Here is a 21,315-nt window from a genome sequence, read left to right as displayed (position 1 = left end):
GAAAACGAAAGGCCTTTCACCTTCTCTTTCTGCTTAACATTTATTTTTAAGGAGGAGACAGTTACATGAAAAAACAAAACGACATTCCGCAGCCAATCAGAGGAGACAAAGGAGCCACGGTGAAAATCCCGCGCAATATTGAAAGAGACCGGCAAAATCCTGATATGCTCGTTCCGCCGGAAACCGATCATGGAACCGTCAGCAATATGAAATTTTCGTTCTCTGATACTCATAACCGATTAGAAAAAGGCGGATATGCCCGTGAAGTCACCGTACGGGAGCTGCCGATCTCAGAAAACCTTGCATCTGTAAATATGCGGCTGAAGCCAGGTGCCATTCGCGAGCTGCATTGGCATAAAGAAGCAGAATGGGCTTATATGATTTACGGAAGTGCTAGAGTCACAATTGTGGATGAAAAAGGGCGCAGCTTTATTGATGATGTAGGTGAAGGAGATCTTTGGTACTTCCCGTCAGGCCTGCCGCACTCCATTCAAGCGCTGGATGAAGGAGCCGAGTTCCTGCTCGTGTTTGACGATGGATCATTCTCTGAAAACAGCACGTTCCAGCTGACAGACTGGCTTGCCCACACCCCTAAAGAAGTCATTGCTGCGAACTTTGGCGTGACAAAAGAAGAAATCGCCAATCTGCCGGGAAAAGAAAAATATATATTTGAAAACCAAATCCCAGGCAGCTTAAAAGATGACATTGTGGAAGGGCCGAACGGCGAAGTGCCTTACCCGTTTACTTACCGCCTTCTTGAACAGGAGCCGATTGAATCAGAGGGAGGAAAAGTATACATTGCGGATTCGACAAACTTTACAGTGTCTAAAACAATCGCATCTGCCCTCGTGACGGTAGAACCAGGCGCCATGAGAGAGCTGCATTGGCATCCGAATACTCACGAATGGCAATATTACATCTCCGGCAAAGCAAGAATGACCGTTTTTGCATCTGACGGCCATGCCAGAACGTTTAACTACCAGGCCGGTGATGTCGGATATGTCCCATTTGCAATGGGTCATTACGTTGAAAACATCGGGGATGAACCGCTTGTCTTTTTAGAAATCTTCAAAGACGACCATTATGCCGATGTCTCTTTAAACCAATGGCTTGCCATGCTTCCTGAAAAATTTGTTCAAGCACACCTTGACTTAGGCAAAGACTTTACCGATGTCCTTTCGAAGGAGAAACATCCGGTTGTGAAAAAGAAATGCAGTAAATAATAGACTTGCAGCTTGCAGAGAGCACTCGTTCTCTGCAAGCACTAAAAAGGAGCTGAACCAGTGAAACAACAAACTTCTTCAAAACGTTTATTGCGGCTCTCCATACAGTACATGCTGGCCGCAGCAGCAGTGGTGTTGACCTATTTTGGAATCATTTTTACTTTGTTTTCTTTAGCGGGAACGAGCTACCGCTCAGCAGCTCATGTCCTGCTTTTTGCCGTGTTATTCCTTGTCCTCGGGTTATGCTTTGAACCATTTGAACGCCTGATGATACATAGTTTTACATTTTTTAAGACAGGAAAACGCCTATTCATTCTCCTTGCCGGCATCGTACAGCTGCTGTTTTTGTGGATGACTGCTCATACAACAGACCAATTGATCAGCGACATCTGGCTGTCCACCACAGAAGAAATGATTGTCGCATCTGTTTTTCTGATTTTAGACAAATGCAACTCGGCTCTTCCCAGCTAAAAAAAGAACGCATTCCAACTGAATGCGTTCTTTTTATTCATAGCGAAGCGCGTCTACAGGCTGAAGCTTCGATGCCTTAATGGACGGAAGCAAGCCGAAAATAATGCCGACTGCCATTGAAAAGATGAGTGCTCCGACAACAGCCGGAACGGAGACAATAAAAGGCATCGGAAAAACGACTGTCAGCAGCTTAGCGATGCCGAAGCCTGCCAGCACACCGAGTATTCCGCCAATACTTGTCAGCACGACAGCCTCGGTTAAAAATTGAAATAAAATCACACGACGCTTAGCACCGAGCGCTTTCTTAATCCCGATTTCCCTCGTGCGCTCCGTGACGGAAACGAGCATGATGTTCATGACGCCGATACCGCCGACCAAAAGTGAAATACTGGCGATCCCGCCAAGCAGCAATGCAAATGACTGATTAAAGGACTCCACTTCCTGCGCGATCTCCTGAAGATCCATCACACTGTACTCTGCTTTTTCCAGCTCAGCTTCAGACAGTCCTTGGTTTAAAAGATCCGCAGCCATTACGCCGGCTTCTTGGATATGCTCAGAGGAATCGGCCTGCACGGCAATCTGCGTTGGTGCGTCAAAGCCTTCAATGAGCGGCCATACTTTTTTCGGCACGTACAAAACCGGGTTTGCGTAGTCGCCTTCAAACATGCTTTCCTGCTGATTTTTTTCTTTAAAAACACCGGCAACCTTAAATGGCACACCATTCATCTCAATGTTTTTATGCAGAGCGTCTCCGTCTGGAAACAGTTCATCTCTGGCAGCTTCATTGATCATCACCACTTGGCGGGTGCTGTTTAAATCGTTTTCCGTCAGCTTTCTCCCCTCGGTTATACGGATTGGGAACATATCAAAGTAATCACCGTCAACACCGTACACTTGAGGGTACGAAACATTTGTTAAATGAAAAACGCTCGCGCCTTCAGACAAGTAATATAAAGATAATCCTTTGACCATAGGATCAGATTTGATCGCCTTTACTGTTTCTTCAGCTACAGGCGGCGCGGACGTATACGAAACCTGAGGGCCGCCGCCCTCCTCTTCTCCGCCCGACGGCTGGTAGACAACATTGATCGCGTTATTTCCCATGCCGATCATGCTTTGCTTTAATTGTTCGCTTTGGCCCTTCAGCATCGAAACAATCGCGATGATTGCCGCTATGCCGATAATGACACCGAGCATTGTCAGAATCGATCTTAATTTATGAGAGAAAATTGATTGAAAGGAGATTCGAATATGTTCAAGCATGGCTGATATCCCCTCTCTCATCTAATACCAATTCTCCATCCCGGATAAAAACCGTTCTGTCAGCTTTTCTGGCGACGTCCGGGTCGTGGGTAATCATAATAATGGTCTTGCCTTCCTGATGCAGTTCGGAAAACAGCGATAAAATTTGTTCACTTGATTTGGTATCAAGCGCCCCGGTCGGTTCATCAGCTAAAATAAACCTCGGCTGATTGACAAGGGCCCTCGCTATCGCCACCCGCTGCTTTTGCCCGCCGGACAGCTTCGGCGGCTTGTAAGAGACCCTGTCTTTTAAACCGACTTTTTCCAGGGCTTCATAAGCTCTTTGCCTTCTCTCTTTTTTCTTCACTTTATTGTAGATCATCGGCAGCTCAACATTTTGCAGCGCGGTAAGACGCGGCAGCAGATGAAAGGTTTGAAACACAAACCCGATTGATTCGTTGCGGATTTCGGCTAAGGCACCGTCTTTCCCTTTCAATATATCTATCTGGTCAAGCGTATAGGTTCCGGAGGTTGGCCTGTCCAAACAGCCGATGATATTCATTAACGTTGACTTTCCAGAACCGGAAGGCCCCATAATAGCCAGAAACTCACCCGCCTGGACAGTCAGATTGATATGTTTCAAGATTGGAACTTCTTCTCTTCCCAGCTTGTACGATTTCGAAATATTATTCAGTGTCAGCATTGACTGTAACCTGCTTTCCTTCCTTGACCGCGGGATCAGGATAGATCACATAATCTTCCGGCGTCAGGCCGCTCTTAATTTCTACCATGTCATTTTCATCAGTCTCACCGATTTCAATAGGCTGTTTGACCGCTTTCTGCTTCTCATCGGCTTTCCACACATATGGTTCGCCGTCATCCTGAATCACCATGTCGGTCGGCAGCTTGATCTTGTCCGCATCAGCATCATCACTCATCACTTCGATGTTGACATGATAGCCGACTTCAAGGCCCTTATGGCTGTCTAATAAAATTGTGAACGGATAGTTAGAGGATTGGGGATTCATTTCTTCTTCAGCAAAACTTTCTGACTCCTCCCCCTCGCCTGCTCCCGCCGGAAGCTTGCCGATCGAGGTGACCTTTCCTTTCCACTCGCCTTCACCGCCTGTTTTCAGCGTGACTCTGACTTTGCTGCCTTTTTTGATTGTGTCCATTAACAGCTCGTTGATTTGGCTTTTGACGAGATATTTGCCCGTCGAAACAATCTGGATATACGGACCTGCTGCCTGGTCACCTGTTGCTCCGTCAGCGATATCCTGATTGACGCTTTGAACGATCCCGTCATGCTTGCTTGTAATCACATTGGAACCTTTGTTTTTCGTCAGGGCAGCCAGCTCTTTTTGATGCTGCTTCAGCTCAAGCTGGCTTGTTTTCAAATCGAAATTGGCCTGATCAAGCTCATCTTGAAGCTGTGATTTCTCTTCTTTTCCGGCCGTTTTCAGCTGTTTTTCCGTTTCCGTTATTGATTTTTGCAAACGGCTGATTTGGAGGTTTGTCATTTCAATTTGCAAATTGGCTTGCTCAACTTCGTCAGAATGATCTTCGCCCTCATACTCAAAAAGCTTATCGCCCTTTTTGACCTGATCGCCTTCTTTGACGTATGTTTTTTTAATGCTGCCTTTCTCTGAATCTATGTATACTTTCTGCTGTTTCTCAGGTTCAACCTTTCCAGAAAACGTTTGGCCTGATTCTGATTCTCCTCCCATGTATACCGCTACTGATTCAGCATAGGGCTCCGTTGATACGGCAACTCGGTTCATGTGAGTAAAAAAGTAAAAACCGCCGGCGCCGATCCCCGCCAATACAAGCACACCAACACATATCGCACCGCCAATAAGCCATTTTTTCTTTTTGGACACAACGATCTCCTCTTTCTGTAAACTATGTAATATTTTCGAAACATTCTAACCAATATTATCTATTAATTCAAAAAGACTTGCAATCTTTTTATTGAAATGAGGGAATCAAATAGAAAAATGGTATTTTCACAGCTGAAAATAAAAAATCCCGGCTCAGAACCGGGATTTTTCTCACACTGAAAGAAGCGTTTTTTCGTTTTTAATCAGGTCATAGGTCAAGCACACAGGCTTATTTGTACGGGGATCAGTCACGATTTCAGCATCAATCTGAAATACCCGCTTCAAAATGTCCGGAGTCATGACCTCCAGTGCAGTGCCTTCTTTGATGACCGTGCCTTTTTTGAGTGCGATCATATAATGAGAAAAACGGGCTGCATGGTTAAGATCATGAATGACCATTAAAATCGTCCGCCCCTGCTCTTTGTTGAGTCTGTCTAGCAGCTGCAGAATTTCAAGCTGGTGTGCAAGATCAAGATACGTTGTAGGTTCATCCAGCAGCAGCAGTTCCGTCCCTTGCGCAAGCGCCATGGCAATCCACACGCGCTGACGCTGTCCGCCTGACAATGCCTCAATCGGCCGTTCAGCGAATTCAGCCATGCCTGTTTCTTCAAGCGCCCATTTGATAATTTGGCGATCTTCATCATTTAATCTGCCAAATCCTGATTGATGCGGAAATCTGCCGTACGACACCAATTCATACACCGTTAAACCGCTCGGCGCTTCAGGTGTCTGCGGCAGAATCGCCATATCTTTCGCAATGTCCTTTGTAGACATTTTATGAATCGCTTTGCCGTTTAAATAGACGGCACCTGCATGTGAACGCATAATTCTGGACATTGTTTTTAATATCGTTGATTTCCCGCAGCCGTTCGGGCCAATTAAGGTGGTAATTTTCCCTTTAGGAATCGAGATATTTAAATCCTCTACTATTACCCTGTCTCCATAACCGATTCCAAGCTGATCTGTTGATAATGAATTCATATTCGGCCCCCTCCTCTAATTCGCTTTCATCAATAAATAAATAAAGTAAGGCGCACCTAACACGGAAATGACAAGTCCGACCGGAATTTCTGACGGTGCCAATACATTTCTCGCCAGCGTATCAGCGAGCAAAAACAGAAATGCGCCGATGAAGGCGGAGACCGGTATCAGCGTCTGGTGACGGGGACCGGTAAACCTTCTTGCCACATGGGGCGCAATCAATCCGAGAAACGCGATGCCCCCTGCAGCTGCCACGCATGAAGCGGCAAGAGTGACCGCTGCCAGAAGGAGAATCCGTCTTTCCCTTTCAACAGCAGTGCCCAGCCCGGTCGCTAATTGGTCTCCGAGCTGCAAAATGTTCAAATAGCGCGCCTTATATAAAGTAAACGGAAGCAAGATCACAATCCAAGGGAGGATTGCCCAGATCATATTCCAGTTCGCCCCCCATATCGAGCCGGAGATCCAAACCGCCGCTTGCATAAAATCATGAGGGTCCATCTTGAGCTGAAAAATCAGCAACAGGGCGTTAAATCCGGCATTCACGCCAATGCCGACTAAAATCAGCCGAATCGGAGTCACACCTTTTTTCCAAGCCAGAAGATAAATGAGAAACGCGGCGAGGATTGCGCCTGCCAAAGCACTGAACGGCAGCATAAATGTTCCGAAAAAGCTGAGATCTGAAGCTGATCCTTGAAAAAAGTAAATAAAAAGCACAACAGCAAGTGAGCCGCCGGCGTTAATTCCGAGAATACCGGGCTCTGCCAGATCATTTTGAGACACGCTTTGCAAAATGGCTCCGGCAACAGCGATCCCAGCCCCAACGAGCAAGGAAAGGATGATCCGGGGCAGCCTGAATTCAAATAAGACAAGCTCGTCACGTGCCGTTCCTTGGCCGAAAAAGACCTGAAGCGTTTTAAGCGGTGCAATTTTGATGACGCCCAAATTTAGACTGATAAAAAAGACCAGCACGATGAGCATAAAGGTCACAGCCATCACAACGAGCGGTTTTTTTGTTTTTGTTTTCATTACAGCCCTCTCCTTTCACGACGTGCCAAATAAAAGAAAAAGGGAACGCCGATGAGAGAGGTCAGCGCGCCGACAGGCGTTTCAAAGGGCGCGTTTACGAGTCTTGCCGCAATGTCAGCAAACACAAGCAAAACAGCGCCGAGCACAGCCGAGCAAGGAATGATCCACCGATAATCCACACCGACCAAAAACCGGGTAATATGTGGAATGATCAGCCCGATAAATGCGATGGTGCCGGCAATAGAAACTGCAGCTCCCGTCAGAATCACAACGACAAGCATGCCAACCAGTTTCACCGCTGATGTATATTGTCCAAGCCCTTTCGCCAGATCGTCACCAAGACTTAGTACTGTCACGGACCGGGCGATGATAAACGCAAGCGTTAAACCGACAGCCCCTGCGATAAGCAAAAGCTGGACACCTGACCATTTCACACCCGCTACTCCGCCTGCATACCAAAAGCTGATATCCTGAGCAACATCAAAGCGAATTGCGATAGCAGTTGAAATGCCCGTAAAGAAATAAGTAACTGCTGTTCCCGCCAGAGCAAGCTTTACAGGCGTAAGTCCGCCTTTTGAAAACATGCCGATGCCCATTACCGTTGATGCCCCCAGCCCCGCTCCGACAAAGGACCATAGCACAAGCCCCATAGCCGAAAGTCCGGGAAAAAAGGCAAACGCAATCGAAATGGCAAACGCAGAGCCCGATGTAACGCCCATAATCGAAGGCTCTGCCAAAGGGTTTCTCGTCATCCCCTGCATAATCGCCCCTGATACCGCTAATAAAGCCCCGACAAGCGCGGCCGCAGCCGTTCTCGGCAGCCGGAGATCATGTATGATTTGGTGGGACGTCTCTGTCGGCTGAAAATGAAAAATGGCGTCCCACACAGTGCGCAAATGAATATCCGCAGCACCGAGGGATATGGATAAAAGTGCGCCAAGGCATAGCAAGCATATCCCTGCAATAAGGACCATGACTGCGCCAAATGACCTTGACGTCCATTGGATTTCTTCTGATGTGGTCTGTATATTTTTCTTTTGACTCAACAGCCGTACTTCCTTTCATCAATGATAATGATTATCAATTGCTGTTCCAGTATATCACTTTTTTCCGCTGATTTAATAGAGCGTTTTAAATAAAAATGAGAATATATTTACAAAAATATCGTGCCAACCGGCACTTGCGATGGTATAATCACATTGATAATGATTCTCTTTATCATCTATCTTTCAGAAAGAAGGTATGAGATATGACCCATACATACAAGAAAATCGGAGCAGCGTTTTTTGCCCTCCTATTGATCGCAGCGCTGGCAGCCTGCGGGAATAACTCAGAAAGCAAAGGCTCTTCCTCTGATTCAAAAGACGAAGAAACCTTTACATACAAGGCTGAAAACGGAAATGTAAAAATTCCTAAACACCCTAAACGAGTGGTTGTCATGGCAGACGGCTACTACGGATACTTCAAAACACTGGGCATCAACGTCGTCGGTGCGCCTGAGAATGTATTTAAAAACCCTTACTACAAAGGAAAAACCGACGGTGTCACAAACATCGGAGACGGCACTTCCGTTGAAAAAGTCATTGATTTGAACCCTGACCTGATTATCGTCTGGACAACGCAAGGCGCTGATATGAAAAAGCTTGAAAAAATTGCGCCGACTGTCGCGGTAAAATACGATAAGCTCGACAACATCGAACAGCTGAAAGAATTTGCAAAAATGACGGGAACTGAAGATAAAGCCGAAAATTGGCTGGCTGAGTGGGATAAAAAAGTTGCGGAAGCTAAAACAAAAATCAAAAAAGCCGTCGGTGACAAAACCATTTCCATTATGCAAACGAACGGAAAAGACATTTACGTATTCGGTAAAGATTTCGGAAGAGGCGGAAGCATCATTTACAAAGATCTCGGCCTGCAGGCTACAAAGCTGACAAAGGAAAAAGCCATTGACCAGGGCCCTGGATATACAAGTATTTCATTAGAGAAGCTCCCTGACTTCGCCGGGGATTATATTTTCGCAGGCCCATGGCAATCAGGCGGTGACGATGGCGGCGTATTTGACAGCTCCATTTGGAAGAACCTAAGCGCCGTTAAAAATGACCATGTCTATAAGATTGACCCGATTGGCTTCTATTTCACAGATCCGATTTCATTGGAGGGCCAGCTGAAGTTTATTACGGAAAGCTTAACAAAATAAATAAAAGAGCCGCCCTAGATACGGCTCTTTTGCTTATTATCAAAAAAGAATGGGACGATTTATTTAAACAGGGCAAAATAATAAGTAACAGTGCCTAATGAGCATTAATAACTTTCCAAATTGACATATCGAAAAAAATCGATATATAATATGACCATGAAACCAATCGATGTATTTAAGGCCTTATCAAATGAAACTCGGCTTAACATTTTGCATTGGTTGAAGGAACCGGAGAAGCATTTCCCTAAACAAGGCGCTCACCTGCCAAAGGAGGTCAGTGTTAAAGGGGGAGTATGTGTAGGGGATATTCAAGAAAAAGCCAAAGCTTCTCAATCTACAGTTTCACATTACTTAAACTTGATGCAGAATGCTGGCCTGCTTGAATCTGTTCGGTATGGTCAATGGACCTATTACAGGCGAAATGAAGAAGTGATTCAGCAGATAGCTGAATATTTTAAAACAGAAATCTAAACTGGATGATTTCTGTTTTCAATCTACTTAATATCGATAATTCTAGATATTTAAATATATAAGGAGAGGGATCTAATGCGTTACTTCGCATATATACTAGCGTTATTAGCAGGGTCAGCACTTAGCTTTGAGGGAGCAATCTACGGTGAACTAGGAAAAACTATAGGCCAACTCGAAACTAGTTTTTATAATTTCTTTATGGGTTCAATCATTATGGGTTTACTGTGGATATTCTTTGGAAAAGGGAAACTTTCATATGCTGTTGAAGCACCTAAATGGTCACTTCTTGGAGGTGTTTTAGGTGTTGTGTATTTAACATCTATTGTGATTAGTGTTCCTTTTGTTGGTGTTGGACTCACTATGGTAGCAGTTATTATTGGCCAATTAATAATGAGTATGATTATTGAACATTATGGTTGGCTTGGCAGCAAGAAAACGAGAATCAATAAAGAAAAAATATTTGCAGTTATTTCGATGATTATTGCTCTTATTTTAATTTACTAGGAGGTCTAAAATGGGTATATTTATGATTTTATTCACTTTATTGGGCGGCATCACATTAAGTGCACAATCGTCTATTAATGGCACCTTTAGCCGAAAAGCTGGAACAATTGAAACAACACTTTTAACTTTTATAACCGGATTTATGTTTCTTCTCATTTTTATTCTTTTTTTCGGCCATGGAGATGTGCTTGCTATACTAGAAGCACCTAAATGGCAGTTAAGTGCTGCATTTTTGGGTACTATGTATTTGCTTCTCACTGTTATGGCTGTACCAAGAATCGGGGTCATTGCAACAAATATTGCTGGGATCATTGGCCAGCTTGTAATTGGATTGATTATTGATCATTTTGGCTGGTTCCATAGTTTAGTCATACCTTTAGATTTGAAACGTTCTTTTGCATTACTCTTTATGATGATTGCCCTTTATTTTATCTATAAAGGAAATAAACGCTCAAGCGATGAAATACAAACACAACATAAATAAAACGCTGCAATTGATATTGCAGCGTTTTTTATTGAAAAGAAAACCGTACCTTTTCGGATTATTATGTTTGTTTTTCTTTCGAGAATTTCTTAATCACAAACGGATAAATCACCAGACCGACAAAGAATAAACCGATGCCGAGAATAAATGTCGTTAAATCCGCTGTGCCTGTTACGATAACAAACACTGAGTACACGCATGCTAATATTGCAATCAATCCGTCTTTTACACGGGAGCCTTTCAGCTGGTCATACGTTTCACCTTTGATGACAAGCTTCAAGCTGTAGATCGCTGATACCAAATACGGAATTAAATACGCAAGCGTTGCCGCTGTCGTTAAAAATGTAAATGCGTCACTTATTGTCCGGGAAATAACCGAGAAAATGAAGACCTGTGACATAACGTTTGTAATAATTAGTGCGATAACCGGACTTCCTTTTTTATTCGTTTTCGCAAATAATGCCGGGAAATCTCCTGCTTTAGCGGCTTGGTATGGGACCTCAGAGCCAAGCAATATCCAGCCGAGCATCGTTCCGAATAAACAAAGGATTGCCAAAAGTGCCATAATGACGCTTCCCGCGTTTCCGACAATCGCATAAAGCACATCAACGAACGGTTTTTCAGAGCCGACAAGCTTATCATGCGGCAGAACACCCATCGTAATTAAAGTCACAATAATATAAATGCTCAAAGCAATCAGCAAGCCGGTAATTGTCGCACGTTTCACATCACGCTGAGAGCTCGCACGGCCGGACAGGATAACCGCTGATTCAATTCCGACAAACGCCCACAGTGTAGAAATCGCGGCGTTATGCACCTGGCCGCCAATTCCAATACTTGTGCCGTTTTCTCCTTGAATCGGGAAATAAAAATGATCGAATAATGTCGTTTGAAACACAAACAATCCGGCAACGATAAAGAAGACAAAACCTAATACTTTAGAAAGCGTTGTGACAAAGTTCAATTTACTTGCACCGTTAATGCTTGCAACAAGAATCGTGTGCGTTCCCCATAACAAGATCGTACATACAGCAAACGTCATCAATTGACCGAGTGTCACCTCTTGCCCGCCGATCGAAAACATTTCACGTTTATCAACCAAGATCGGGAAGAACGAAGTCAAGTAACCGGCGAGACTAGTGATGATCGCCACGTTACTGATCCAGCTCGCCACCCAGTAGCCCCACACCATTGTGAAACCGGCAGCGTTCCCTTTCTTCGGATCAGAGAACAGCGCTCTTGCATAACTTTGCGGCCCCGCTGTCAGTTCAGGCTTGCGAATGGACAAGTGCCCGAAGACAAGTGCAATCATCAGCACGCCGGCACCTGTCAAAAGCCAGGCGGACGTGGCGCCTAACGGACTCGCGATTGAAGCAAGCGAGCTCGGCAAGGAGAAAATTCCTGATCCAACCATATTTCCAACGACAAACGCCGTTAATAACCAAAAACCCCATTTTTTCGTCTGTTCCATTCCAGTACCTCCATGATTCTTTGTACGGACCAGACCCCGAGATCATGTAAACGCAAAAAAAGCCTGAACAAAAGTCCATGCTTAAAGAAACACACACCCTTGATCTCCGGATAGCCCTCCGCGAAAAAGCACGCGGCAGTCCTGCACTTATTCAGATACAGTCCCAGCATAGAGAAGGATCGGCTTTCTCCACACTTCGGCGCTGATGCCTTTTACACATGTTTAACAGCTCCTGTCAGCCTGGCATGTGTGACTCATCATCCGCGCAACCTCTACCTCACTGAGAAAGAGTGAGGATTTAATTATTCAGTTACTTCCAGAAGGTTATCAAAGAAAGAGTGATCTGTCAAAGGGAACAGATGGAAAATACGGATAGAGCCAAGCCCTATCCGCATTGTGGTTTATCGATTATTTTTCTTTTTTTGCACAGCTTCTTGAAGCGGATCATCTTTTAGAGCTGAACCGGCATCTTCAAGAGCTCCCTGGATTACGTTTTTTTCTTTATCAGAACGTTTTCCTTTATCTTTATTAAAGAAACCCATTCGAATCACCTCTTTTAGAAAATAGGTACATTTTTAAGATGCCTTTTTCCTTAAAAAATTATGCGGGAAATTTTTTATCGTCCAAAGTCCTGTTGATCAAACATACATTCTCTTGATATATTTGTAATTCAGAGATTTTTGCAAAAGATAAAAGGAGAAGCGAGAAATGACAGGAAAAACACACATCATGGGAGGCATCGCTTCTTGTACGGCAGCGGCTTATTATTATGGATTTGATCCAGTGCTTATGGCTGCGTCCGGCGCGGTTGGGGCATTAATACCCGATATCTGCCACACACAAAGTAAAATCGGGAGAAGATTTCCTATCTTATCGAAAGCGGTCAGCTCTGTTTTTGGACACAGAACCTTTACGCACAGCCTGCTGTTTCTGCTCATCATGTTTTTTATCACAGCCACATATATTCCAAATAAAAACATATCAACCGGGCTGATGATCGGAATGGCGAGCCACTTGGTTCTTGACGCTTGGACGGTGAACGGAATCAAATTATTATTCCCTTCAACGATTCGCGTACGGCTCCCATTATATATGAAGACAGGCAGTTTTTCTGAGCAGCTTGTGTTAGCCGGCCTGACAATTGCTTCATGTTATTATTTTTATATGCTGTTTCATGGGCGCATGTTTTAAACGTGAGTGCTGACACTTGTCTGAACGGACTGTTTTTAGTAGGTTTTACATAAGAAGCATTTCATGCAGAGATCAAGGAAACGTGAGGAGTCATATTGATGAAAGGAACCTTTTTTCCCAATCAGCGGTTTTTATGTTTTTCGATCGTATTCATGTGGATCAAAACGTATGTGATTTATAAACTGGGCTTTGATTTGCAGATCGATACTCTGTTGGAGGAGCTGATTTTGCTGATCAATCCGCTCAGCTTTATCCTTCCTTTATTCGGGATCGGCCTGCTTCTGAAAGAAAACAAACAGCGGGTCTTTTTGCTGATTGCCAATTTGGTTCTGACTGTTATCTTGATCTCCAATACGATTTTTTACGGCTTTTATATCGATTTTATTACCATCCCGGTTTTGTTTCAGGCCAGTAACATGAGCGATATGGGCAGCAGTGTAAAAGAACTGTTCAATCCTCTGTTTATCGCCCTGTTTGCGGATTTGGTTTTTCTTCTGCTGCTGGCCAGAAAAGAGAAGCATCCGCAGACAAAAGCCGCCCCCCGCACAGTCAAACGGTACTATGCAGCTTCCTGCGGCATGATTCTATGCACCCTGGCACTTGCAGAAGTACAGCAGCCGAAGCTTTTGGCACATTCCTTTGACCGGGAAATGCTCGTCAAAAGCATCGGTCTGTTTCAGTTCCATATCTACGATACGATTTCTCAGACTGTGAATATAAGCGCGAAAGCATTTGCAGATGAAGACAGCATGACCACCATTAAAAACTACACAGAGGCAGACTACAGCAAGCCTGCCCCAAGCAAATTCGGGCTGGCAAAGGGGCGCAATGTCATTTTTGTCACGCTTGAATCGACCCAAAGCTTTGTTCTGAATGAAAAGGTAAATGGAAAAGAAATCACTCCGTTCATGAATGATCTCATCAAAAAAAGCTATTACTTTGATCATTTCTATCAGCAAACCGAACAAGGCAAAACTTCTGATTCAGAATTCATCGTCGCTAACTCACTATATCCTTCCCTTAGCGGCGCCGTCTTTTTCACGAAAAGCGACCATCAATTTCATACAATGTACAAATCGCTGAAGCAACATGATTATTATTCAGCCGTCTTTCACGCCAACCATAAAACATTTTGGAACCGAGATGTGATGTACGAAACATTTGGGATTGACCGCTTTTTTGATGTTGATGATTTCCATGTCACTCCCGGGTCATCGACAAGCTGGGGCTTAAAGGATAAGGAATTTTTAGAGCAGTCCGCCGGCAAGCTGAAAAGCCTGCCGCAGCCGTTTTACAGCAGTTTCATCACGTTAACGAATCATTTTCCGTTTGAGATCGATGAGAAGGATCAGCTGATTGATGAATACGATTCAAGCAGCGACCTGTTAAACCGCTATGTGACCACGGTGCGCTATGAAGATGAGGCATTGAAGCATTTTATCAAAAAGCTGAAGGACGAAGGCTTATACGAAAATTCGATGATTGTATTTATGGGAGATCATTACGGCATTTCAGAAGCCCATAACGATGCGATGGCTGAGTTTTTAGGAAAAAATGAAATCACTCCGTATGACAATGTTCAGCTCCAGCGGGTGCCGTTTATCATACATATCCCGGGAATCACAGATCAAAAGCCAGAAACCATCTCTGATGCCGGAGGGCAGGTCGATGTCAGGCCGACACTGATGCATCTGCTCGGCGTTGATACAAAAGGCAATATTCAATTTGGCAATGATTTGCTGTCCAACGACCGCACCCCGTTCGCCGTGCTGAGAAACGGCAGTTTTATTACGAACGACTATGTATACACGAAAAACACGTGCTACAGCCAAAAAACAGGGGAAGTGCTGGAAGATCAGGATGCGTGCCTTTCTTATAAGGAGAAAGCAAACGAAGAACTGTCTCTCTCTGATAAAATCTTAAACGGTGACCTGCTCCGTTTTTATGAATAAAAAATCCCTCTTTACAGAGGGATTTTTTACGTTTCAAACATCACTTTGCCGGTCAGCTTCGTTTGATAGCCGTTTAAATGAGACAGATTCGCCTTGTATTCCTCAGAATTCAAGATCTCCTTCACGGCCTTCAGCAGCTGCTCATGTTTTTTCAAAATGACGATATCATATTGTTCATCAATGAGCGGGATAAAATCAACACTGCCCATATGTGCAGCATGCTGCGCTCCGATTCCCGCGTCAGCCTGTCCGCTTGAGACTTGTGAAGCGACAGCGTAATGATCGGACACGATATCGCTGTATCCCTTTACATCAGCCGAATTCACACCAAGCAAGCCAAGCTGTTCATCAAGGAGCACTCTTGCGCCCGAACCCTTTTCCCTGTTGATAACTCGGATATCGGTTCTTTTCAAGTCTTCCCAGCCTTGAATGTTTTTCGGATTCCCTTTTTGAACATACAGTCCGGCTTTGCGGAGAACGACATTGATCAGACAAAACGGTTCACCTGACAAAATCCGTTTTACATAAGGCGCATTATACTGCCTCGTTTCGGCATCGTATAAATGGAGGCTGACAATGTCACACTTGCCTTGATACATATCAATCAGGCTGTTTAAGCTTCCTTTGTATTTGCGGAGCGGCGTCTCCTGAATGATATTCTCCAAATGCTTGCTGAGCAGATCCATCGAAATGTCCTGTCCGCTGATCATGACATTCGGTCTGCCGTCCGGCTCCGCCTCCTGCATCTTTTTCGGCTCTTCAGCTATAGGAATGGGCTGAGACATTCTCATATTCATCTTGTATTGCTTTAAATCTTCTTCATCCACACGCATCTGCCTGCCGACACGGTAAGCAGGGATCATGCCTTTTTTAATCAAATCATAAACGGTCAGCTTTGATACCTTCAGCAGACCTGCAACTTCTTCTATCGTATAGGAAGAGGTTTCATTCATATTCATCACTCTCCTACTTCATTATACCTTTTCATCGAATGTAAAAAAACCCACATAAACCAAACATAATCAGTTATAATTAGATATAACTAATCATAAGGGGTGCAATTATGTTTAAAAAGTATTCCATTCTAACAGCAGCCTTAACCGCTTTTCTGCTTGCAGCAGGCTGCTCTGCAAACCAGTCTTCAACGGACAGCGAGAAAGAAGTAACGTTAACGATCTCAGCTGCCGCCAGTGCACAGGATGCGCTTGAGGAAATCCAAAAGAACTACGAAAAAGAACATCAAAACATTACAATCCAAGATAACTTTGGCTCTTCCGGCACCTTACAAAAACAAATTTCTCAAGGAGCAGGGGCAGATCTGTTCTTCTCAGCTGCTGAGGATAAATTTCAAAAGCTGGTGGATGATGGAGATATCGCCAAAAAAGACAGCACTGATTTAGTCGGTAATGAAATTGTACTGGTCGTGCCGAAAAACGGAGAGTCACCTGTGACAAGCTTCAGCAATCTGGCTGACTCAGAAAAAATCGCCCTCGGAACGCCGGAATCCGTACCGGCAGGAGCTTACGGGAAAGAATCACTGACAAAGCTGTCTCTATGGGACAAAGTGAAGGATAAGATCGTTTACGGAAAAGACGTTCGCCAAGTTCTTTCTTATGTTGAAACCGGCAATGTGGATGCAGGTGTTGTTTATAAAACAGATGCACTGATCTCTAAAAAGGTCAAAATTATTGACGAGGCAAAAGCAGATACACACAGCCCGATTGTCTATCCGTTAGGAATTGTAAAAGATACAAAACACCGTAAGGAAGCGAAGGAATTTTACGATTACCTGCAATCTGATGAAGCAATGAAAGTATTTGAGAAATATGGTTTTACTGCCGAATAGCATAAGCGCTTCAGAGTTTTTCACACCTGTTGTGCTTTCCTTCCAAGTGGCGGCAGTTGCCGGAATTGTTGTCATTATTCTCGGAACATTGGCTGGAGCGTGGATGTCGCGGGCATCATTTTTCGGAAAAACGGCTCTCGAAACTTTTTTTATGCTTCCGCTCGTTCTTCCGCCTACTGTTGTCGGTTTTATTTTGATCGTCATTTTCGGAAAGCACAGTTTCATTGGACAAGCCATCGAATGGGTCTTTCAGCAGCCTGTCATTTTCACCTGGTGGGCCGCTGTGATTGCCTCGGCTGTTGTGGCCTTTCCGCTAATGTATCAATCCGCCAAAACCGGGTTTGCTGACATTGATCCCGATATACAGGGCGCGGCAATGGTAGACGGCGCAAGCAGATGGCAGGTATTTATCCATATTTCCGTCCCGCTCGCCTATCCTTCATTGCTGACCGGAAGCATCCTCAGCCTTGCGCGGGCGCTCGGAGAATTTGGCGCCACACTCATGTTTGCAGGGAACATCCCCGGTGTCACGCAAACACTGCCGACGGCCATTTATGTCGCATTGGATTCCGGCAACAATGCCCTTGCCTGGGCGTGGGTCGTCTGTATCGTTTTCATTTCCTTTTTGATGCTGTTTTTCATTCAACAGAAAAACACACACTAAAAAACTCCCCGTGCCGTGACGGGGAGTTTTTCATTAAAACAGAAGCTCGTCGGGATTTGGGCCGACACGCTCATCTTTGTTTAATGCGTCAATTTTGTCCATGTCTTCTTGAGACAATTCGAAATCAAAAATATCAGCGTTTTCGATAATACGGTGTTCTTTGATGGATTTTGGAATTGTTACAACTTCATGCTGAAGGTCCCAACGCAAAATCACTTGAGCCACAGATTTATTGTGCTTTTCAGCAATCTGTGCGAGCACTTCGTTATCCAGAAGCTGTCCCTGCATGAGCGGAGACCATGCCTCAAGCTGGATGCCTTGCGCTTTACAGTAATCTCTTAATTCTTTTTGCGTCAAACGCGGGTGAAATTCCACTTGGTTGATCATCGGTTTGATTTCAGCATCTTTCAATAGCTCTTCTAAATGATGAACTTGGAAGTTGCTGACGCCGATCGCGCGGATTTTGCCGTCTTTGTACAGCTTTTCAAGCGCGCGCCAAGTATCTTTATATTTATCCTTGCCAGGCCAGTGGATTAAATATAGATCTAAGTAATCAAGCTGAAGTCTTTCCAGGCTTTTTTCAAAGGCAGCAAGCGTTGTTTCGTAGCCTTGATCTTCATTCCATACTTTTGATGTAATGAAGAGCTCTTCTCTTGCCACACCGGATTCCTTGATTCCGATGCCAACGCCTTCCTCATTTTTGTAGACAGCTGCTGTATCAATGCTGCGGTAGCCGTTTTTAATTGCCGCTTTCACAGATTCAGTCGCTTCACTTCCGTTTTCTACTTTAAAAACACCAAGACCGAACCACGGCATTTCAACTCCGTTATGTAGCTTTACAGTATCTTTTAAACTTGTTGGCACTTGAACATCCACCCTTTCACTGAAATGTAAGTGTCTATATTATCTCACATTCCTCTCAGCCGATACCAATAATACGCTTAAGAGCCTCTTTTTGCTTCTTTTTTCACAGTACGGTTAAACCGGTGTACTATTTTTTTCCTATTTTAACAATATTGAGATTACAAAAAAAGTGAGCAGGGTATGCGAATAGTGTAAACCACAATATACAAAGGAGGAACCACATTGAAACGTATTCGTATTCCAATGACACTTGCACTTGGTGCCGCTTTGACAATTGCCCCTTTGTCCCTAGCTTCCGCTGAAGAAAACCCCGCTCCGAAGATCTCGCAGACAACAACAGCCGGAACAACTGCCGCTGAGGTCGGTTTAAATGTAAACCTTGATGTGCTTGGCATTGCCAATCAGATTGCGGACGCCATTAAATCCGCACAGAACCGGGATGGATTTGTGAAAAACCTCATGGAGTCTTCCTTCTACGCTTCCGGCCAAAAATACAATGTCATGGTATTTAATTTAAGCCAGGAATATGAAGATCACTTAAACGGTGTGCAATTTTACGGTTCAGCCGTTTACGACGGCATTACGTACGGCATTTGGGTATTTGAAGACGGAACCTTTACAAACAAAGGTGATGGCGGCTGGATCAACTGGGCCTTCAGAGGCTGGTTCGACCGGGATGGCAGCACTGTCGAATTCCATCGCCCCTAATATTGAAAAAAGCTGGCGCTCTAACGCCAGCTTTTTTGCTGCTTTTTATTCGCCGCCTTCAAGCATGGCGGCTTCCACATCATTAATGTATTGGCGAAGCTCATGGGAGATGTCCCGGGAAATTTCCCGCTCCTCAAAGAGCGTCTGAATTTCATTTCTGATCGCCTGCACAGCCTTCAGCTTCACTTCCAGCTTCTGATTTTCAAAATGAGCGCTTGATTTCAGCTCATGATGGCTGTGCTCCAGCCTGAAAATCAACTGTTTATAAAACGAAATGACAGATAAAAACACTTCTTTATGTTCTTCCGTTTTATGTTTTTCCAGATAGTCTATCGCTGCTTTTGCCGTTTTCACTCTCGTTGCCCGTATCAATCCCGCTTCATTTAAAATCGACATCTCCGGCTTTTTATGTTCACCGAAGAAAATCCAATACATCAGCCGCTTGAGCCTTGTTTTTGATAATCCGACCTTAAATGGGTTGGCATACAAAATTTCTAATTCATTAAACCGTTCTTGCAGCACGTTTGCCGTTTCTTCCGGGATGTCCCCTCGCTCCAGCATTTTCACCAGCGCCTCTTGCTCAGCGTTAACCCCTTGCGCACGGACTTTTCGCTCTTGCTTCTTGATACGATTAGATGATGTATACTGCTGAAAACGAAGATTTTTCATTTTCTCATTGTATTCAGCTATCACCGCAAGAGAGGCCGTTTTGTTTGTATCATTCATGTCCTCTTTAATCGTTTGGAGAGCTGTTTTGATCAATTTGCGTCTCGCCGTCAGCAGCTTCTTATTTCGTTCCTCGTCCTCTTCTTCTTTTTCAGTCAGAAGCGGCAGCACAACGGTGGCAATGACAAGTGTGCATAAAATGACGCCGGCTGCTAGAAAGAGAATCAGATTTCTTTCCGGAAACGGCGTGCCGTCCTCCAGAAAATACGGTATGGAGAAAGAACCCGCCAGTGTTACAGCTCCGCGCACGCCGGAAATCGAAATTAACAGCGTCGAACGAAGACCAGGTTTATAGATGTTCTGATCCTTATTAAAGAACCACTTGCCGTTCCAGAAGAACAGCACCCACAGAAATCTGAGGAGCATTAGCGTAAATGTGATCACAAGGATATAGCCAATCACCTTCATGTTGCTGATGGCGGTGTCGTTAAAAATGACAGAAATGACGTCCGGAATCTGCGTCCCAAGAATAACGAAGACCAGGCCATTCAAAATAAATAAAATAATGTTCCACGTACTTGAGGAGACGATTTGCAGCTTGATCATCGTTGATTCCAGACGATCCTGTTCAACTGCATGGGTAATGCCTCCCGCCACAACGGCCAAAATGCCGGAAACGCCGATTTCTTCCGCTGCCAAATAAATGACAAACGGCGTAAGAATTTGAATCAGCATATGCATCGTGACATCCTGCATACCAAGGCGGCGCAGGAAGAGGCGAAAACGAATAATGAAGAACGAAATGACAACCCCGCACAGCAAGCCTCCGAGAGAAATAAAGACAAAGCTGACAGCCGCTTGTGCTAATGAAAATGCACCGGTCACTGCTGCCGCAATCGCAAACTTAAAGGCTACCAGACCTGATGCGTCATTCATCAGCCCTTCCCCTTCAAGCAGACGAAGAATCCCTTTTGGCATTTTCACTCTTCCTGATAATGCGCTGACAGCGACGACATCAGTCGGTGAAAGAATGGCCGCAAGTCCAAAGGCCGCTGCCAGCGGAATACCAGGAATCATCCAGTGAATCGTGTAGCCTCCTACAATCACAGTCGCAAATACAAGACCGAGTGCAAGCAATAAAATCGGGGCTCTTAAATTCCAAAGCTCTGCCCGCGGCGTTCTCTTCCCATCATTAAATAGAAGAGGCGCGATAAACAAAACAAAAAACAATTCAGTACTTAATTCAAAATGAAGCCCCTGTGGAAATGAGGCGGCAAGAATCCCAAGCGCCACCTGAATCAGAGGCACTGGAATAAACGGAATAAACCGGTTCACGATATTGGATATCGCAATAATCGTTAATAAAACGAGAACAACTAAAAATATGTCCAAATGCATGACCTCCTTCGTCTGTTGTGTTCGTGCATGATGAGTCGATGAAGCTGCTTGTTTAAAAGAGGCTTTAGGCTAGGAT

General features: G+C 44.5%; 22 protein-coding genes and 1 riboswitch. Of the genes, 11 read left to right on the top strand and 11 right to left on the bottom strand.

Annotated elements, in window-relative coordinates; genetic code table 11:
* The first annotated feature begins 65 nt into the window (after positions 1-65).
* Together oxdC and KHQ79_RS07540 are read left to right on the top strand one after the other, a co-directional pair.
* Positions 66-1,223 (top strand): oxalate decarboxylase, encoded by a 1,158-nt coding sequence (oxdC, locus tag KHQ79_RS07545; RefSeq protein ID WP_060399469.1) that lies wholly within the window; start codon positions 66-68, stop codon positions 1,221-1,223.
* Positions 1,224-1,283: 60 nt separating this feature from the next.
* Entirely contained in the window at positions 1,284-1,694 is a 411-nt protein-coding gene (locus KHQ79_RS07540) for a regulatory YrvL family protein (RefSeq protein ID WP_003240734.1), read from the top strand.
* Positions 1,695-1,727: 33 nt separating this feature from the next.
* Here KHQ79_RS07540 and KHQ79_RS07535 read toward each other — a convergent pair whose 3' ends face one another.
* The 6 genes from KHQ79_RS07535 to KHQ79_RS07510 all read right to left on the bottom strand — a co-directional run bounded on the left by KHQ79_RS07535 (position 1,728) and on the right by KHQ79_RS07510 (position 7,869).
* A complete protein-coding gene (locus KHQ79_RS07535; protein ID WP_084993350.1) occupies positions 1,728-2,957 on the bottom strand; it encodes an ABC transporter permease in 1,230 nt (409 codons plus the stop codon).
* Positions 2,950-3,639, bottom strand: a complete 690-nt coding sequence (locus KHQ79_RS07530; protein WP_225514674.1) for an ABC transporter ATP-binding protein — start codon at positions 3,637-3,639, stop codon at positions 2,950-2,952. Before KHQ79_RS07530 ends, KHQ79_RS07535 begins: the two co-directional genes overlap by 8 nt.
* Positions 3,623-4,816 (bottom strand): efflux RND transporter periplasmic adaptor subunit, encoded by a 1,194-nt coding sequence (locus KHQ79_RS07525; protein ID WP_225514673.1) that lies wholly within the window; start codon positions 4,814-4,816, stop codon positions 3,623-3,625. Before KHQ79_RS07525 ends, KHQ79_RS07530 begins: the two co-directional genes overlap by 17 nt.
* Before the next feature lie 171 nt (positions 4,817-4,987).
* The gene (locus KHQ79_RS07520) at positions 4,988-5,797 is read right to left on the bottom strand and encodes an ABC transporter ATP-binding protein (RefSeq protein WP_003240726.1); all 810 of its coding nucleotides are present in this window, start codon (positions 5,795-5,797) and stop codon (positions 4,988-4,990) included.
* Positions 5,798-5,812: 15 nt separating this feature from the next.
* Positions 5,813-6,823, bottom strand: coding sequence for a FecCD family ABC transporter permease (locus tag KHQ79_RS07515; protein ID WP_225514671.1), 1,011 nt, complete (start codon positions 6,821-6,823; stop codon positions 5,813-5,815).
* Positions 6,823-7,869 (bottom strand): FecCD family ABC transporter permease, encoded by a 1,047-nt coding sequence (locus KHQ79_RS07510; protein ID WP_060399473.1) that lies wholly within the window; start codon positions 7,867-7,869, stop codon positions 6,823-6,825. Before KHQ79_RS07510 ends, KHQ79_RS07515 begins: the two co-directional genes overlap by 1 nt.
* Positions 7,870-8,072: 203 nt before the next feature.
* On the opposite strand from KHQ79_RS07510, the gene KHQ79_RS07505 reads away from it, so the two are divergent.
* From KHQ79_RS07505 to KHQ79_RS07490, 4 genes are all read left to right on the top strand, one after another.
* Positions 8,073-9,020: an iron-hydroxamate ABC transporter substrate-binding protein gene (locus KHQ79_RS07505; RefSeq protein WP_225514670.1), complete on the top strand. Its 948-nt coding sequence runs from the start codon at positions 8,073-8,075 to the stop codon at positions 9,018-9,020.
* Between the two features lie 156 nt (positions 9,021-9,176).
* Positions 9,177-9,491: an ArsR/SmtB family transcription factor gene (locus tag KHQ79_RS07500; RefSeq protein WP_032732273.1), complete on the top strand. Its 315-nt coding sequence runs from the start codon at positions 9,177-9,179 to the stop codon at positions 9,489-9,491.
* Between the two features lie 75 nt (positions 9,492-9,566).
* Complete coding sequence (locus tag KHQ79_RS07495; RefSeq protein WP_032732255.1) at positions 9,567-9,995, top strand: DMT family transporter; 429 nt, start codon at positions 9,567-9,569, stop codon at positions 9,993-9,995.
* Between the two features lie 10 nt (positions 9,996-10,005).
* Entirely contained in the window at positions 10,006-10,479 is a 474-nt protein-coding gene (locus KHQ79_RS07490) for a DMT family transporter (RefSeq protein WP_003240704.1), read from the top strand.
* Positions 10,480-10,540: 61 nt separating this feature from the next.
* Here KHQ79_RS07490 and KHQ79_RS07485 read toward each other — a convergent pair whose 3' ends face one another.
* The gene (locus tag KHQ79_RS07485; protein WP_225514668.1) at positions 10,541-11,950 is read right to left on the bottom strand and encodes an amino acid permease; all 1,410 of its coding nucleotides are present in this window, start codon (positions 11,948-11,950) and stop codon (positions 10,541-10,543) included.
* A 103-nt stretch (positions 11,951-12,053) separates the two neighbouring features.
* Positions 12,054-12,233, bottom strand: a riboswitch (Lysine riboswitch).
* Between the two features lie 118 nt (positions 12,234-12,351).
* Entirely contained in the window at positions 12,352-12,492 is a 141-nt protein-coding gene (gene sspJ, locus KHQ79_RS07480) for a small acid-soluble spore protein SspJ (protein ID WP_003240697.1), read from the bottom strand.
* 166 nt (positions 12,493-12,658) lie between these two features.
* Between sspJ and KHQ79_RS07475 the strand changes: the two genes are divergently transcribed.
* Both KHQ79_RS07475 and KHQ79_RS07470 read left to right on the top strand, forming a co-directional pair.
* Positions 12,659-13,141, top strand: coding sequence for a metal-dependent hydrolase (locus KHQ79_RS07475; RefSeq protein WP_100276146.1), 483 nt, complete (start codon positions 12,659-12,661; stop codon positions 13,139-13,141).
* Between the two features lie 98 nt (positions 13,142-13,239).
* Positions 13,240-15,093: an LTA synthase family protein gene (locus KHQ79_RS07470; RefSeq protein ID WP_119914275.1), complete on the top strand. Its 1,854-nt coding sequence runs from the start codon at positions 13,240-13,242 to the stop codon at positions 15,091-15,093.
* A gap of 26 nt (positions 15,094-15,119) precedes the next feature.
* Here KHQ79_RS07470 and KHQ79_RS07465 read toward each other — a convergent pair whose 3' ends face one another.
* A complete protein-coding gene (locus KHQ79_RS07465) occupies positions 15,120-16,046 on the bottom strand; it encodes a substrate-binding domain-containing protein (protein WP_119914276.1) in 927 nt (308 codons plus the stop codon).
* Between the two features lie 110 nt (positions 16,047-16,156).
* Here KHQ79_RS07465 and modA point away from each other — a divergent pair, with 110 nt between their 5' ends.
* On the top strand, positions 16,157-16,939 hold the full coding sequence (modA, locus tag KHQ79_RS07460; protein ID WP_225514667.1) for a molybdate ABC transporter substrate-binding protein: 783 nt from the start codon (positions 16,157-16,159) through the stop codon (positions 16,937-16,939).
* Positions 16,911-17,603, top strand: a complete 693-nt coding sequence (gene modB / locus KHQ79_RS07455; protein WP_225514665.1) for a molybdate ABC transporter permease subunit — start codon at positions 16,911-16,913, stop codon at positions 17,601-17,603. The genes modA and modB overlap by 29 nt, the downstream gene beginning before the upstream one ends.
* Positions 17,604-17,636: 33 nt before the next feature.
* On the opposite strand, the gene pgoN is transcribed toward modB, so the two are convergent.
* Positions 17,637-18,467 (bottom strand): glyoxal/methylglyoxal reductase, encoded by an 831-nt coding sequence (pgoN, locus tag KHQ79_RS07450; protein ID WP_225514663.1) that lies wholly within the window; start codon positions 18,465-18,467, stop codon positions 17,637-17,639.
* A gap of 222 nt (positions 18,468-18,689) precedes the next feature.
* Between pgoN and yvgO the strand changes: the two genes are divergently transcribed.
* Positions 18,690-19,175, top strand: coding sequence for a stress response protein YvgO (yvgO, locus tag KHQ79_RS07445; RefSeq protein ID WP_003240683.1), 486 nt, complete (start codon positions 18,690-18,692; stop codon positions 19,173-19,175).
* A gap of 45 nt (positions 19,176-19,220) precedes the next feature.
* On the opposite strand, the gene KHQ79_RS07440 is transcribed toward yvgO, so the two are convergent.
* Positions 19,221-21,233, bottom strand: a complete 2,013-nt coding sequence (locus KHQ79_RS07440; RefSeq protein ID WP_225514661.1) for a Na+/H+ antiporter — start codon at positions 21,231-21,233, stop codon at positions 19,221-19,223.
* Positions 21,234-21,315: the final 82 nt, after the last annotated feature.

Source organism: Bacillus sp. TSO22, assembly GCF_020223595.1.
GTDB lineage: Bacteria > Bacillota > Bacilli > Bacillales > Bacillaceae > Bacillus > Bacillus inaquosorum.
The sequence above is the reverse complement of the archived record's forward strand: the minus strand, read 5'-3'. Positions and strand labels throughout refer to the sequence as shown.